Consider the following 14,460-nt stretch of genomic DNA (forward strand, 5'->3'; position numbering starts at 1 on the left):
ATGGTGCTCGCGCTTATCGTTGCGGCGATCCTTGCTTTCTTGGCGTTCCGTTTCATTGCGGGCGCCTTGAAGTTCGGCGTGATCGCTTTGATCGTATTGATCCTAGTTCTGGTTTTCTTCGGAGGTGTCCACTGATGGGCTATACCGGGCCCCTCGCGGACAAGGACCGCATCTTCACCAACGTCTACGGCTTCCAGTCGCCTGACCTCAAGGCGGCGCAGGCGCGTGGCGACTGGGACAACACCAAGGCGCTGATGGCGCTTGGGCAAGACAAGATCATTGACGAGATCAAGGCGTCGGGCCTGCGCGGCCGCGGCGGCGCCGGTTTCCCGACCGGCATGAAGTGGAGCTTCATGCCCAAGGAGCCCAAGCCCGGTAAGCCGAACTTCCTGGTCATCAACGCCGACGAGTCCGAGCCGGGCAGCTGCAAGGACCGCGAGATCCTGCGCCACGACCCGCACAAGCTGGTCGAAGGCGCGCTGATCGCCGGCTTCGCGATGCGCGCGCGGGCCGCCTACGTCTACGTCCGCGGCGAGTTCATCGAGGAAGCCGCCGCTCTCGAGCGCGCGGTCAAGGAAGCCTACGGCGCCGGCCTGCTCGGCAAGAACGCGGCCGGCTCCGGCTACGACTACGACCTGTTCGTCCATCGCGGCGCGGGCGCCTACATCTGCGGCGAGGAAACCGCGATGCTGGAGAGCCTGGAAGGCAAGATGGGCCGGCCGCGCCTGAAGCCGCCGTTCCCGGCCGGCGCGGGCCTCTATGGCTGCCCGACGACGGTCAACAACGTTGAATCAATCGCCGTCGTCCCGACCATCCTTCGCCGTGGCGCCAGCTGGTTCGCCGGCTTTGGCAACCCGAAAAACGAAGGGACCAAGCTGTTCCAGATCTCAGGGCATGTGAACACGCCCTGCGTGGTTGAGGAAACCATGTCGATCAGCTTCCGCGAGCTGATCGAGCGTCATGCTGGAGGCATTCGCGGTGGCTGGGACAATCTCCTGGCGGTGATTCCTGGTGGCTCGTCTGTGCCGTTGGTCCCGGCGGCCGAGATCATGGACGCACCGATGGACTTCGACGGGCTCAAGGCGCTCGGTTCCGGCCTTGGCACCGCCGCGATCATCGTCATGGACAAGTCCACCGACATCGTCCGCGCGATCAGCCGCATCAGCTATTTCTACAAGCACGAGAGTTGCGGCCAGTGCACCCCGTGCCGTGAAGGCACCGGCTGGATGTGGCGCATCATGGAGCGCCTGCGCGAGGGCGAGGCGAGCGTCGACATGATCGACCGCCTGCACGACGTTACCAAGCAGGTTGAAGGCCACACCATCTGCGCCCTGGGCGACGCCGCCGCCTGGCCGATCCAGGGCCTCATCCGCCACTTCCGCCCCGAACTGGAGCGCCGCATCGCCGAACGGAACGGCGGCGGCATGCTTGAGGCTGCCGAGTAATGCCCAAAGTCACTGTCGACGGACAGGAAATCGAGGTTCCCGCGGGCGCGACCGTGCTGCAGGCGTGCGAGCTTGCCGGCAAGGAGATCCCCCGCTTCTGCTACCATGAGCGGCTGAGCATCGCCGGCAACTGCCGCATGTGCCTAGTTGAGGTCGCGCCGGGCCCGCCCAAGCCGCAGGCGAGCTGCGCTCTGCCTGCGGCCGACAACCAGGTGATCCGCACCGACACCGCCATGGTCAAGAAGGCGCGCGAAGGGGTGATGGAGTTCCTCCTCATCAATCACCCGCTCGACTGTCCGATCTGCGATCAGGGCGGCGAGTGCGACCTGCAGGACCAGGCCATGGCATACGGCCGCAGCATGTCGCGCTTCGACGAGAACAAGCGCTCGGTCGACGACAAGTACATGGGACCGATCATCAAGACGGCCATGACCCGCTGCATCCAGTGCACCCGCTGCGTGCGCTTCGCCGAAGAAGTGGCGGGCACTCCTGAGGTTGGTTTGCTGTATCGCGGCGAGGACCTGCAGATCACTGCGTACTTGGAACGCGCGCTGACCAGCGAGCTGTCCGGCAACCTCGCCGACCTTTGCCCGGTCGGCGCGCTGCTCCAGGCGCCGCAGAGCTTTGAAGTGCGGCCGTGGGAGCTGCGCAAGGTGCCCGGCATCGACGTCATGGACGCGGTCGGCTCCAACATCCGCTTCGACCTGCGCGGTCCGCAGGTGATGCGCATCCTGCCGCGCATCAACGAGGACGTGAACGAGGAGTGGATCAGCGACAAGACCCGGCACCACGCCGACGCGCTGGTCCGCAACCGGCTGGACCGCCCGTGGGTGCGGGTTGAGGGCAAGCTCCAGCCCACTGATTGGGCCGAGGCGCTGCAAATTCTGGCCGATCGGCTCGAGGACGCGGGCGAGAAGGTGGCAGCCATCGCGGGCGACCTGCTCGATGCCGAAACCATGTTCGCCGCGAAGAAGCTGCTGGAAGGGCAGGGGTCGAACCTGCTCGAAGGCCGCCAGGGCGGGATGGACTATGACGTCTCGTCGCTGTCTGCGGTGGCGTTCAATTCCACGATCGCGGGCATCGAAACCGCCGACGTCATTCTGCTGGTCGGCTCCAATCCGCGTTGGGAAGCGCCGCTCGTCAACACGCGCATTCGTAAAGCCGTGAACCGGGGCGGTGCCCAGGTCTTCGCAATCGGCCCGATGGCCGACCTTGCTTATCCGGCAACCAACATTGGCGACGATCTGAGCCTCCTTGGGTCCTTGCCTCAGCACGTGCTCAACGCCTTCGCCTCGGCCGAACGCCCGGCGGTGATCGTCGGCCCCGGCGCGCTCGCGGCCGGAGCGCTCGGCGCCAGCCTAGGGCTGGCGAACAGCTTGAACTTGATCCGTGAGGGCTGGAACGGCTTCAACGTCATCCACACCGCCGCCAGCCGCATGGCTGGCCTGCTGCTCGGCTTTGCCCAGCCCGGCGGGCTAGCCGACGTCGAGGCTGCCGCGCCCAAGCTGGTGCTGCTGCTCGGTGCCGACGAGGTCGCTCCGACTCGGCTTCCCGGTGCCTACAAGGTCTACATCGGCCACCACGGCGACGCCGGTGCCCGCCATGCCGATCTGGTCCTGCCCGCTGCGGCCTACACCGAGAAGCACGGCACCTGGGTCAACATGGAGGGCCGGGTCCAACGCGGCGAGAAGGCGAGCTTCCCGCCCGGTGAAGCGCGCGAGGACTGGACTATCTTCCGGGCGGTCTCCGACCTGCTCGGCCGGCCGCTGCCGTTCGACCGCTTCGACCAGCTGCGGGCCGCCATGATTGCCGAAGTGCCGGCGCTTGGGGCTGACGGCCTCATGGACCTGCCCTGGTCGCCGCCGTCGCTGCCCGTTACCCCCGGCGGCCCGGTCACCCTGCCGATCAAGGACTTCTACCTGACCAACTCCATCTGCCGGGCGAGTCCGACCATGCACCGCTGCAGCGAGGAACTGATCCACGGCCGCACCTTCGCGGAGGCCGCTGAGTGACTGCGTTCTTCCAATCCCATGGCGCCAGCTACGAATGGGCGTGGTTCTTCTCCATGCTCATCGGCATCCTGGCCATTGCCCTTCCGTTGATGCTGGCAGTGGCGATGATCATCTATGCCGAGCGCAAGATCTGGGCCGCTATGGCGCTCCGCCGCGGGCCTAACGTGGTCGGCCCGTTCGGCCTGCTGCAGAGCTTCGCTGACGGGCTGAAGGTCTTTCTCAAGGAAACCATCGTCCCGACCAGCGCGAACAAAGGCCTGTTCCTGCTGGCGCCGATCATCAGCTTCACCGTGGCGCTGATTGTCTGGGCCGTGGTGCCGTTCCAGACCGGCGTGGTGCTAGCCAACATCAATGTCGGCCTGCTCTACATCCTCGCGGCAAGTTCGCTCGGCGTATACGGCGTGATCATCGCCGGTTGGGCATCCAACTCCAAATATCCGTTCTACTCGGCCCTCCGCGCCGCAGCGCAGATGGTCAGCTACGAGGTGTCGATCGGCTTCGTCCTGATTTGCGTGGTACTCTACGCCGGCACGTTCAACATGACCGGCATCGTCGAGGCGCAGCGCGGCAACATCTTCGGCGTCCTCAACGGCTTCGGCTTCAACCCGCTGCTGTTCCCGATGGCCGTGGTGTTCCTGATCTCGTCCATGGCCGAGACCTTCCGCACCCCCTTCGACCTGACCGAGGCGGAGAGCGAACTCGTCGCCGGCTTCCAGACCGAGTACAGCTCAATGAGCTTCGCGCTGTTCTGGCTCGGCGAATACGGCAACGTGATCCTGATGACGGCACTCAACGCCATCCTGTTCTGGGGTGGATTCCTGCCGCCGGTGAACTGGGCGCCGCTTTATGTCATTCCCGGCATCATCTGGCTGCTCATCAAGATGATGCTGTTCTTCTTCATCTTCGGCTGGGTTCGTGCCACGGTGCCGCGCTATCGCTACGACCAGCTGATGCGCCTCGGTTGGAAGATCTTCCTGCCGCTCAGCCTCACCTTCGTTGTCCTTATTTCGGGCTGGCTGATGCTCACCCGCTACGGAGCTCTTCCGGCATGAACGCGGTCACTCACTTCGTTAAGTCGTTCACCCTATGGGAGCTGGTGAAAGGTCACGCCCTCACCTTGAAGTACTTCTTCAAGCCCAAGGCGACGATCAACTACCCGTACGAGAAGCTGCCCATGTCGCCGCGCTTCCGCGGTGAGCATGCGCTGCGGCGTTATCCCAACGGGGAAGAGCGCTGCATCGCGTGCAAGCTGTGCGAGGCAGTATGCCCGGCGCTGGCGATCACCATCGAGGCCGAACCGCGCGAGGACGGCAGCCGCCGGACCACCCGCTACGACATCGACATGGTGAAGTGCATCTACTGCGGCCTGTGCCAGGAGGCCTGCCCGGTGGACGCAATCGTCGAGGGTCCCAATCTCGAATTCTCTACGGAGACGCGCGAGGAGCTGCTGTACGACAAGGCCAAGCTGCTTGCGAACGGGGACGTCTGGGAACAGGCGATCGCCGCCAACCTTGCCGCCGATGCGGCCTACCGTTAAGCGGCGCGCCAACTCCTCATGATCGCACTTCTTGCCTTTTACCTGTTCGCCACGCTGACCATCGCGTCCGCCGTGCTGGTGATCTTCGCCCGCAATCCGGTGCACAGCGTGCTGTGGCTGATCCTCGGCTTCTTCAACGCGGCCGGGCTGATGCTCCTGACCGGGGCCGAGTTCATCGCCATGCTGCTGGTGATCGTCTACGTCGGTGCGGTGGCCGTGTTGTTCCTGTTCGTGGTCATGATGCTCGACATCGACTTCTCGCAGCTGCGCTCCGGCTTCAACCGCAACCTGCCGTTCGGCCTGCTGATCGCGCTTGTCCTGCTTTCGGAAATCGTGATTGCGATCTCGGCCTACAGCGCTGGCCCGGCCTTCGCCCATGCCAGCGGTGCGCCACCCGCCAATGCGCTGCCGAACATCGAGGCGCTCGGAGCGATGCTCTACGGCCAGTATCTGTTGCCGTTCGAGCTCGCCGGCCTGATCCTGCTGGTGGCGATGATCGGCGCGATTGTCCTCACTCATCGCAGCCGCGGCGACGCGCGTCCGCAGAAGGTCGCGCGCCAGATCCGCCGTCGCCCCGAAGATGCGGTGAAGATGGCCAAGCCTGCGGTCGGCGAGGGAGTGTCGCTGTGATCGGTCTTGCGCACTACCTCACCGTCGCCGCCATCCTGTTCGTGATCGGCGTGCTCGGGATCTTCCTCAACCGCCGCAACGTCATTCTGATGCTGATGTGCATTGAATTGCTGCTGCTGGCCGTGAACATCAACCTGGTTGCGTTCAGCGCCTACCTCGGCGACCTCAAGGGCCAAGTGTTCGCCATGTTCGTCCTGACCGTCGCCGCCGCCGAGGCCGCGATCGGGCTCGCGATCATGGTGATCTTCTTCCGCCGTCGCGGCACTATCGCCATCGACGCCGCCGACCAGATGCGCGGATAACTCATGCACCCGATCGTTCCCCTTGTTTTCCTGCCGCTGCTGGCTGCCATCGTCGCGGGCCTTGGCGGGCGGCTGATCGGCAACACGCCGGCGAAGGTGGTCACCACCGGCGCGCTGTTCATCTCGGCCGCGCTTGCGTGGCCGATCTTCATCTCGTTCCTGAGCGGCAGTGCCGAGGCGCAGGTCGTGCCGGTGCTGGAGTGGATCAACTCCGGCAACCTGCAGGTGGCCTGGTCGCTCCGGGTCGACGCGCTGACGGCGGTGATGCTGGTGGTGATCACCACCGTGTCCAGCCTCGTGCACCTGTACAGCTGGGGCTACATGGCCGAGGACCCCAGCCAGCCGCGCTTCTTCGCCTATCTGTCGCTGTTCACCTTCGCCATGCTGATGCTGGTGACGGCCGACAGCCTCATCCAGATGTTCTTCGGCTGGGAAGGGGTCGGCCTCGCGTCCTACCTGCTGATTGGCTTCTGGTACTACAAGCCGTCGGCCAACGCCGCGGCGATCAAGGCGTTTGTAGTCAACCGCGTCGGGGACTTCGGGTTCAGCCTTGGCATTTTCGGCACCTTCCTGGTGTTCGGTACCGTGTCCATCCCGGCGATCCTCGCCGCCGCGCCTTCAATGGCCGGCGCGACTCTTGGCTTTGCCGGCTTGCGCGTCGACACCATGACGTTGCTCTGCCTGCTGCTGTTCATCGGAGCGATGGGCAAGTCGGCCCAACTCGGGCTCCACACCTGGTTGCCGGACGCGATGGAAGGGCCGACCCCCGTCAGTGCACTGATCCACGCCGCGACCATGGTCACCGCGGGCGTGTTCATGGTCTGCCGCCTGTCGCCGATGTTCGAGGTGAGCCCGACGGCGCTCACCGTCGTCACATATGTCGGCGCGGCCACCGCCATCTTCGCGGCAACGGTCGGCGTCGTGCAGAACGACATCAAGCGGGTGATCGCCTATTCGACCTGCAGCCAGCTCGGCTACATGTTCTTCGCGGCCGGCGTCGGCGCCTATTCGGCCGCCATGTTCCACCTGTTCACCCACGCCTTCTTCAAGGCGCTGCTGTTCCTCGGTGCCGGCTCGGTGATCCACGCCATGCATCACGAACAGGACATGCGTTACTACGGCGCGCTTCGGAAGGAGATTCCGTTCACCTTCTGGGCCATGCTGCTCGGTACGCTGGCGATCACCGGCGTCGGCATCATCCAGATCGGCGGCTTCCCCGGCTTCGGCTTCGCGGGCTTCTTTTCGAAGGACGCGATCCTGGAGAGCGCGTTCGCGAACGGCAGCGTCCATGGCAACATCGCGTTCTTCATCGGCGCCTTCGCCGCCCTGCTGACCAGCTTCTACAGCTGGCGGCTCATTTTCCTGACCTTCTTCGGCAAGGCGCGCTGGGCGGGCAGCGAGCATATCCAGCACGCGGTCCACGGCGACCACCACGACCATCCGGACGAGGAGCATGGCGACAGCAGCCACAGCGTCGCGCATCCGACGGTCGGAACCGCGGGCTACCACCCGCACGAGAGCCCGTGGACCATGCTGGTGCCCCTGGCCGTGCTGAGCCTGGGTGCGGTGTTCGCCGGCATCGGCTTCGAACACTGGTTCATCAATCCGGAAGGCGCTCCGGAGTTCTGGCACGGAAGCCTCTTCTTTAACGAGCACCTGGCGCACGCTGCGCACGAGGTACCGCTGTGGGTGAAGCTCACCCCGGGCGCGGTGATGGTCCTCGGCTTCCTGATTGCCTGGAACAACTACATTCGGGATCCGTCGGCACCTGGCCGGGTGGTTGCCGCCACCGGCGCGCTCCATACCTTCCTGGTGAAGAAGTGGTATTTCGACGAGCTGTACGACGTGATCTTCGTTCGTCCGGCGCTCTGGTTTGGCCGCCTGTTCTGGCATCGCGGCGACGAGCAGACGATCGATCGCTTCGGTCCGCATGGCGCCGCCTATGCGGTCGGCGTCGGCAACCGCATCACCGCCCGCATTCAGTCGGGATACCTCAACAGCTACGCCCTTGTGATGCTGCTCGGCCTAGTTGCCGTCGCGACCTGGGCCATCATGCAGGTCGCTAAGTGACCGGATTTCCCATTCTCTCGACGATGATCTTCCTGCCGCTGTTCGCGGCGCTCGCCTGCCTGTTCGTCCGGGCGGAAGCGGCGCGGTGGATTGCGCTTGGCGCGACCCTGGCGCTGTTCGTTCTCGGGCTGGTCCTCTGGGCCGGTTACGATCCGGCGGGCGCGCAGTGGCAATTTGTGGAGCGCGTCTCGGTTGGGGGCCGCTATCTCAACTGGGCGCTAGGCATCGACGGCATCGCCCTCATGTTGATCATGCTCAGCGTGTTTCTGATGCCGATCTGCATCGGAGCGAGCTGGCGCGCAATCGAGCGCCGTGTGCCGGAGTACATGGCGGCTTTCCTGCTGATGGAAGCGCTGATGATCGGCGTCTTCGCGGCCCAGGACCTGCTGCTGTTCTACATCTTTTTCGAAGGCGGCCTCATCCCGATGTACCTGATCATCGGCATCTGGGGCGGTGTCGAGCGGATCAAGGCCAGCTACAAGTTCTTCCTCTACACCCTGCTCGGCTCGGTGCTGATGCTGGTTGCGATGCTGGTGATGATCGCCACTTCGGGCACTGGCGACATTCCGACGCTTATGGCCTACGACTTCGCGCCGGGGCTGCAATATTGGCTGTGGCTGGCCTTCTTCGCCAGCTTCGCGGTCAAGATGCCGATGTGGCCAGTTCACACCTGGCTGCCCGACGCGCACGTGCAGGCGCCCACCGCCGGCTCGGTGATCCTCGCCGGCGTGCTGCTGAAGATGGGCGGCTACGGCTTCATCCGCTTCTCGCTGCCGATGTTCCCGGAAGCGAGCGCTCAGCTCTGGCCATTGGTCTTCATCCTCAGCTCGATCGCGATCGTCTACACCAGCCTGGTCGCGCTGGTGCAGGCCGACATGAAGAAGCTCATTGCTTATTCGTCGGTCGCGCACATGGCGTTCGTCACCTTCGGCCTGTTTGCCTTCAACAGGCAGGGGATCGAGGGTGCGTTGATCGTCATGCTCAGCCACGGCCTAGTCTCGGGCGCGCTCTTCCTGTGCGTGGGCGTCATCTATGACCGCATGCACACGCGGGAGATCGCGAAGTACGGCGGCCTCGCCAACAACATGCCGGGCTATGCAGTGCTGTTCCTGCTGTTCACCATGGCCGCCGTGGGATTGCCGGGTACCAGCGGTTTCGTGGGTGAGTTCCTCGCCATGATGGGCACCTATGCCCTGTCCACCTGGGGCGCGATCTTTGCCACCACCGGCATCATCCTGGGCGCCGCCTACATGCTCTATCTCTACTGGCGCATCAGCTACGGCGAGGCCCGCACGGCCGACGCGAAGGCGATGACAGACCTTACCAGCCGCGAGTGGCTGCTGCTGGCACCGATCGCCGCCGTCGTGCTGTGGATGGGCATTTATCCCGAAAGCTTCATGGCGCCGATGCGCGCCGACGTGGGCCGTGTGCTGGCGCGGGTCGAGCGCACCGCGCCCGCGGGCGACAGCCGGCCGACGCGCGGCAATCCGGCGTTGGCCACGGCCGCCGCAACAGAACATGGCGGCGGGGAGGCCGCGCACTGATGGGCAACCTCGCGCCGATCCTGCCTGAGGTAATCCTCGGCATTGCGGCCATCTTCCTGATGCTGTTCGCTGCCTTTGCGCGTCGCGGCTCCTCGGCGACGCACTGGCTGGCGGTGCTTGCGCTGCTCGGCGCATGCGTGGCGCTTGCGGGAGCCCCGCAGGAGAGCGGCCGCATCTTTGGAGGCATGTTCGCTGCCGACGGCTTCGCCGCGTTCGGAAAGCTCATCATTTTCCTGTCGGCGGCCGTCGCCGTGATCATGGCCCACGGCTGGTTCGATCGTGAATTCGAACATAGCGGCGAATATCCGGTGCTGATCCTGCTCTCCGCCATCGGTGCCAGCGTGATGGTCTCGGCCACCGACCTGATGATGCTCTACATCGGGCTCGAGCTGCAGAGCCTGTCGGCCTACGTCCTCGCCTCCTACCGCCGCCACGACGCGCGCTCGGCCGAGGCCGGGCTCAAGTACTTCGTGCTGGGCGGCCTCGCCTCAGGCATCCTGCTCTATGGCATTTCGCTGCTCTACGGCTTCACGGGCGCGACCAGCTTTACGGGCATCTCCGCCGCCTTCGCTGGTGGCAGCATCGGGTTCGGCTTGATCGCTGGCCTGGCCTTCACCCTTGCGGGCATTGCGTTCAAGATTGCCGCCGTGCCGTTCCATATGTGGACGCCGGACGTTTACGAAGGCGCGCCGACGCCGGTCACCGCCTTCTTTGCTTCGGGTCCCAAGATCGCCGCCGTCCTGCTCGGCACCCGCGTCTGCCTGGACGCGCTGGGGCCAGCAACGGACCAATGGCGCCAGATCGTCATCTTCGCCGCGCTCGCCTCAATCGTGCTTGGCGCGGTTGCGGCCTACGGCCAGACCAACATCAAGCGCCTGCTCGCCTATTCCTCCATCAACAATGTCGGTTTCGCGCTCGTTGGTCTAGCCGCGGGCGGGCAGGGCGGTGCTCAGGCGGTGCTGTTCTACTCGGCCGTCTATGTCGTGATGACACTCGGTGCCTTCCTGTGCGTGCTGCGGATGCGCGATGCTGACGGCCGCCCGATGGAGAGCTTGTCCAGCCTGTCGGGCCTCTCGCAGACGCAGCCGCTGCTGGCGTTGGCGCTAGCCATGTTCATGTTCAGCCTGGCCGGCATACCGCCGCTATTCGGCTTCTGGCCGAAGCTGATGGTCTTCAACGCGGCAGTCGACGCCGGCCTGCTACCGTTGGCGATCGCCGCGGCGGTGCTGACGGTGGTCGGTGCCTATTACTACCTCAAGATCGTCAAGATCATGTACTTCGACGAACCGACCGGCGCCTTCCAGCGGGTGCGCGAACCGGTGCAGACTGCGCTCATCGTCGCCTGCGCCCTGTTCGTCAGCCCGCTTGGCTACCTGCTGATCAACCCCATCGGCCGCCTGGCCGCCAACGCGGCGAGCATCTTCTGAGCCGGCTTCGGTTCGTCGAGCGGACCGGGTCCACGAACAGCGATCTGGCTGCCAGCGATCAAGCGAGCGAAGGCGACTGGCTGGTCGCGGCCGCGCAAGAGCAGGGCCGCGGCCGACAGGGGCGGGAATGGCGCAGCCCCGGTGGCAACTTCCACGGCTCGACGATCGTGCAGCTGCGGCCGACCGACCCGGCAGCGTCCAGCCTGGCGCTGGTCGCCGGCGTCGCCCTGATCCGCGCGGTCGAGCTTGCAGCACCAGCGACCGGCCTCCTGTTGAAGTGGCCCAACGATCTCCTGCTCGGCCCCGGCAAGCTCGCCGGCATCCTGCTGGAGCGCAGCGCCAACAAGATAGTAGCGGGCTTCGGCGTCAATCTCGCCGCCGCGCCAGACCTTCCGGACCGACCCACGGCGGCGCTCGCCCCCATCACCCTCGTCAGCCCGCAGGCGTTCGCCCCACTGCTCGCCGCCGCCTTCGCGCGTGAGCTCCAGCGCTGGCGCGACGACCTGCCGGCAACCATCGGCTTGTGGCTGGAGAGCGCGCACCCGATCGGGACGGCGCTCACCGTCGACGGCGGCAATGGCGAGCTGGTCCGGGGTGAGTTCGGCGGACTCGAACCCGACGGTGCGCTTAAGCTCCGCTTGGGTTCCGGCGAGGTCCGTGTCATCCGTGCGGCCGACGTTTCGCTGGGCTGACGAACCATGCTGCTCGCCATCGATGCCGGGAACACCAATCTGGTTTTCGCCCTCGTCGACGAGGACGGTGCGATCCGCGCGCGCTGGCGGATTGCCACGGACCCGCGGCGGACCGCCGACGAATATGCCGTCTGGCTGCACCAGTTGCTGGCGCTGGAGGGCTTCAGCCGGGCTGACGTGAGCGGCGTGATCATCGGCACGGTGGTTCCGCGCGCGCTCCACAACCTGCAGGTGCTCAGCCAGAAGTACTTTCACCAGGAGCCGATGGTCGCTGGCCAGGGCTGCGCCGCTTGGCCTATCCCGCTGGACGTCGACGAACCGCATAACGTTGGCGCCGACCGAGCGCTCAACGCCATCGCCGCGCACGCCAAGCATTCCGGCGACCTTGTCGTGATCGATTTTGGCACCGCCACCACCTTCGACGTCGTCGACTTTACGGGCGCCTACAAGGGCGGGATCATCGCGCCCGGGATCAACCTTAGCCTGGACGCGCTGGTCGCTGCCGCTGCCAAGCTGCCGCGCATTGCCATCGAGACGCCGGAAACCAACTCGGTGATTGGCCGCACTACCCAGAGCCAGATGCTGACCGGTATCTACTGGGGCTATGTGGCGATGATCGAAGGCCTGCTGGCCCGGGTGAAGGCGGAGATCGGGCGACCCGTCACCACCATCGCTACCGGCGGTCTTGCGACGTTGTTCCAGCGACATACCTTGGTGTTCGACGCGATCGAGCCGGATCTCACAATCCAGGGTCTTGCGTTGTTGTGGCAGCGGAGCGTTTCCGCCGCCTGATCGTCATTGCGAGCGCCGCGAAGCAATCCAGTGCCTTCGCGAGCGTGCTTGAACGGCACTGGATTGCTTAGTCGTTGCGCCTGCGTGCGGCGACGCTGAATCGGATATAGAATGACACCAGGCGACGAACTGCTTTTCCTCGCGCTCGGCGGGTCCGGCGAGATCGGGATGAACGTCAATCTCTATGGCTGCCAGGGCAAGTGGCTGATGGTGGATTGCGGCCTCAGCTTTGGCGAGCCCGAACTGCCCGGCATCGAGCTGACACTGCCAGACCTCGAGTTCATCGAGGAGCGCAAGCGCGACCTAGTTGGCCTAGTCATCACCCATGGTCACGAGGACCATATCGGCGCCATCCCCTACCTGGCTGCCGATCTTAAGGTGCCGATCTACGCTACCCCCTTCACCGCCGGCCTGATCGCCGGCAAGCTGGAGGAGGAAGGGCTGACCGGTCAGGTCAAGCTTCGGATCGTCGAGCGTGGCGGTGAGCTGGACCTGGCGCCCTTCCGCGTCCGCTTCGTGCCCGTCGCCCACTCGATCCCGGAAGGCAACGGCCTGCTGATCGAGACCCCGCACGGCCGCGTGTTCCACACCGGCGACTGGAAGATCGACCGCACTCCGGTGCTCGGCAACCCGACGAGCGACGAGGTCCTGCGTGGCGTCGGCGACCAGGGCATTTTGGCGCTCGTCTGCGACTCGACCAACGCGTTCAGCGACGAGGTTTCCGGCTCCGAGGCCGACGTGGTTGCCGGCCTTACCGAGACGGTCTGCTCGGCACCCGGGCGGGTGCTCATCACCACATTCGCGTCCAATGTCGCTCGCCTAGACACTATTGGCCGCGTGGCGGAGGCGACCGGGCGCCGGGTGGCGCTTGCCGGTCGCTCCGTGGAACGCAACATCAAGGTGGCCAAGGCGACCGGCTATCTTCGCGACTTCCCGGAACCGGTGCGATACGACGAGGCCATGCGGCTGCCGCGCCGCGAGCTGCTGATCCTCGCGACCGGGGGGCAGGGCGAGCCGCGCGCGGCGCTCGGCCGGATCGCCTCGGGCGAGCACCAGTTAAAGCTGGGCGAAGGCGACAGCGTCATCTTCTCGTCGCGCCAGATCCCTGGCAACGAAGTCGCGGTTGGCCGGATCATGAACCAGCTCAGTGACCTGGGTGTCGTGACGGTCACCGACCGCCAAGCACACGTGCACGTATCCGGCCACCCCGGACGTCCAGAACTAGCGGAGATGTACGGCTGGATCCGCCCGCAGCTGCTGGTGCCGGTCCATGGCGAGGCGCGCCACCTCCGCGCCCAGGCGCGGTTCGGGCTGGAGTGCGGCATCCCCAAGGCGCTCTTCCAGAAGGACGGCGACATCGTCCGGCTCGCGCCGGGCGACCCGAAGAAGCTGGGAGAAACCCGCATCGGCAAGCTAGTGCTGGATGGCGACGTGATCCTGCCCGCTGGCGGGGCAACCATGAACGAACGGCGCAAGCTGGCTCACCAGGGCCTTGTCGCTGTCAGCCTGGCGGTCGGCAAGGACGGCCGCCTGTTTGGTGAGCCGGTCGTCCGCCCGGTTGGCCTGCCGGTCGAGTCCGATCGCGACGACTTCATCCGCGATGCCGTGGACACGGCAGCGCGGGCGGCGGAGCCGGGCATGCAGCCGGACAAGCTGCGCGAGAACGTTCGTCTGGCGGTGCGCCGCTGCGCTACTGCCTGGACCGGCAAGAAGCCGGTGGTTGAGGTGCTGGTGGTCCGCGCATGAGGTGGCAGTCGGCCTTGGCCGTCTACTTCCTGTTCTTCGTCGGCGTCGCTTTCCTCCTGCTGCCATTCGGCGTCCGGACGAGCGAGGAGGTCGGCGAAGAGCGGGTGCCCGGCCAGGCTGACAGTGCGCCGCACCGCTTCGACCTGAAGCGGCACTTGGCGATCAGCGCCGCAGCATCGGCGCTGGTTTTCGCACTCTATTACGTCAATTACGTCGGCGGCTGGATCACCGCCGCCGACCTCGACTTCTACAATCCCGGCTAG

General features: G+C 65.5%; 14 protein-coding genes. All 14 read left to right on the forward strand.

Features of this window, described 5'->3' with window-relative positions:
* The 14 genes from OMW55_RS05825 (at position 1) to OMW55_RS05890 (ending at position 14,460) form a co-directional block, all read left to right on the forward strand.
* On the forward strand, positions 1–135 hold the full coding sequence (locus OMW55_RS05825) for a hypothetical protein (protein ID WP_264881525.1): 135 nt from the start codon (positions 1–3) through the stop codon (positions 133–135).
* Positions 135–1,445, forward strand: a complete 1,311-nt coding sequence (gene nuoF, locus OMW55_RS05830) for an NADH-quinone oxidoreductase subunit NuoF (protein ID WP_264881526.1) — start codon at positions 135–137, stop codon at positions 1,443–1,445. Before OMW55_RS05825 ends, nuoF begins: the two co-directional genes overlap by 1 nt.
* Positions 1,445–3,457, forward strand: coding sequence for an NADH-quinone oxidoreductase subunit NuoG (nuoG, locus tag OMW55_RS05835; RefSeq protein ID WP_264881528.1), 2,013 nt, complete (start codon positions 1,445–1,447; stop codon positions 3,455–3,457). The genes nuoF and nuoG overlap by 1 nt, the downstream gene beginning before the upstream one ends.
* Positions 3,454–4,509, forward strand: coding sequence for an NADH-quinone oxidoreductase subunit NuoH (nuoH, locus tag OMW55_RS05840; protein WP_264881529.1), 1,056 nt, complete (start codon positions 3,454–3,456; stop codon positions 4,507–4,509). Before nuoG ends, nuoH begins: the two co-directional genes overlap by 4 nt.
* Entirely contained in the window at positions 4,506–4,994 is a 489-nt protein-coding gene (gene nuoI / locus OMW55_RS05845; RefSeq protein ID WP_264881531.1) for an NADH-quinone oxidoreductase subunit NuoI, read from the forward strand. Before nuoH ends, nuoI begins: the two co-directional genes overlap by 4 nt.
* A gap of 18 nt (positions 4,995–5,012) precedes the next feature.
* Entirely contained in the window at positions 5,013–5,624 is a 612-nt protein-coding gene (locus OMW55_RS05850) for an NADH-quinone oxidoreductase subunit J (protein WP_264881532.1), read from the forward strand.
* Positions 5,621–5,926, forward strand: a complete 306-nt coding sequence (gene nuoK / locus OMW55_RS05855; RefSeq protein ID WP_264881534.1) for an NADH-quinone oxidoreductase subunit NuoK — start codon at positions 5,621–5,623, stop codon at positions 5,924–5,926. The genes OMW55_RS05850 and nuoK overlap by 4 nt, the downstream gene beginning before the upstream one ends.
* A 3-nt stretch (positions 5,927–5,929) precedes the next feature.
* A complete protein-coding gene (gene nuoL / locus OMW55_RS05860; protein ID WP_264881535.1) occupies positions 5,930–7,996 on the forward strand; it encodes an NADH-quinone oxidoreductase subunit L in 2,067 nt (688 codons plus the stop codon).
* Positions 7,993–9,540 (forward strand): NADH-quinone oxidoreductase subunit M, encoded by a 1,548-nt coding sequence (locus tag OMW55_RS05865; protein WP_264881536.1) that lies wholly within the window; start codon positions 7,993–7,995, stop codon positions 9,538–9,540. The genes nuoL and OMW55_RS05865 overlap by 4 nt, the downstream gene beginning before the upstream one ends.
* The gene (nuoN, locus tag OMW55_RS05870) at positions 9,540–10,967 is read left to right on the forward strand and encodes an NADH-quinone oxidoreductase subunit NuoN (RefSeq protein ID WP_264881538.1); all 1,428 of its coding nucleotides are present in this window, start codon (positions 9,540–9,542) and stop codon (positions 10,965–10,967) included. The genes OMW55_RS05865 and nuoN overlap by 1 nt, the downstream gene beginning before the upstream one ends.
* Positions 10,964–11,659, forward strand: coding sequence for a biotin--[acetyl-CoA-carboxylase] ligase (locus tag OMW55_RS05875; RefSeq protein WP_264882020.1), 696 nt, complete (start codon positions 10,964–10,966; stop codon positions 11,657–11,659). The genes nuoN and OMW55_RS05875 overlap by 4 nt, the downstream gene beginning before the upstream one ends.
* Before the next feature lie 6 nt (positions 11,660–11,665).
* A complete protein-coding gene (locus tag OMW55_RS05880) occupies positions 11,666–12,451 on the forward strand; it encodes a type III pantothenate kinase (protein ID WP_264881541.1) in 786 nt (261 codons plus the stop codon).
* 111 nt (positions 12,452–12,562) lie between these two features.
* Positions 12,563–14,197 carry a ribonuclease J gene (locus OMW55_RS05885; RefSeq protein ID WP_264881542.1) on the forward strand — a complete coding sequence of 545 codons (1,635 nt, stop codon included), beginning with the start codon at positions 12,563–12,565 and terminating at the stop codon, positions 14,195–14,197.
* Entirely contained in the window at positions 14,194–14,460 is a 267-nt protein-coding gene (locus OMW55_RS05890) for a DUF1467 family protein (RefSeq protein WP_264881544.1), read from the forward strand. The genes OMW55_RS05885 and OMW55_RS05890 overlap by 4 nt, the downstream gene beginning before the upstream one ends.

The organism is Sphingomonas arvum (assembly GCF_026013565.1).
Taxonomy (GTDB): Bacteria; Pseudomonadota; Alphaproteobacteria; order Sphingomonadales; family Sphingomonadaceae; genus Sphingomicrobium; species Sphingomicrobium arvum.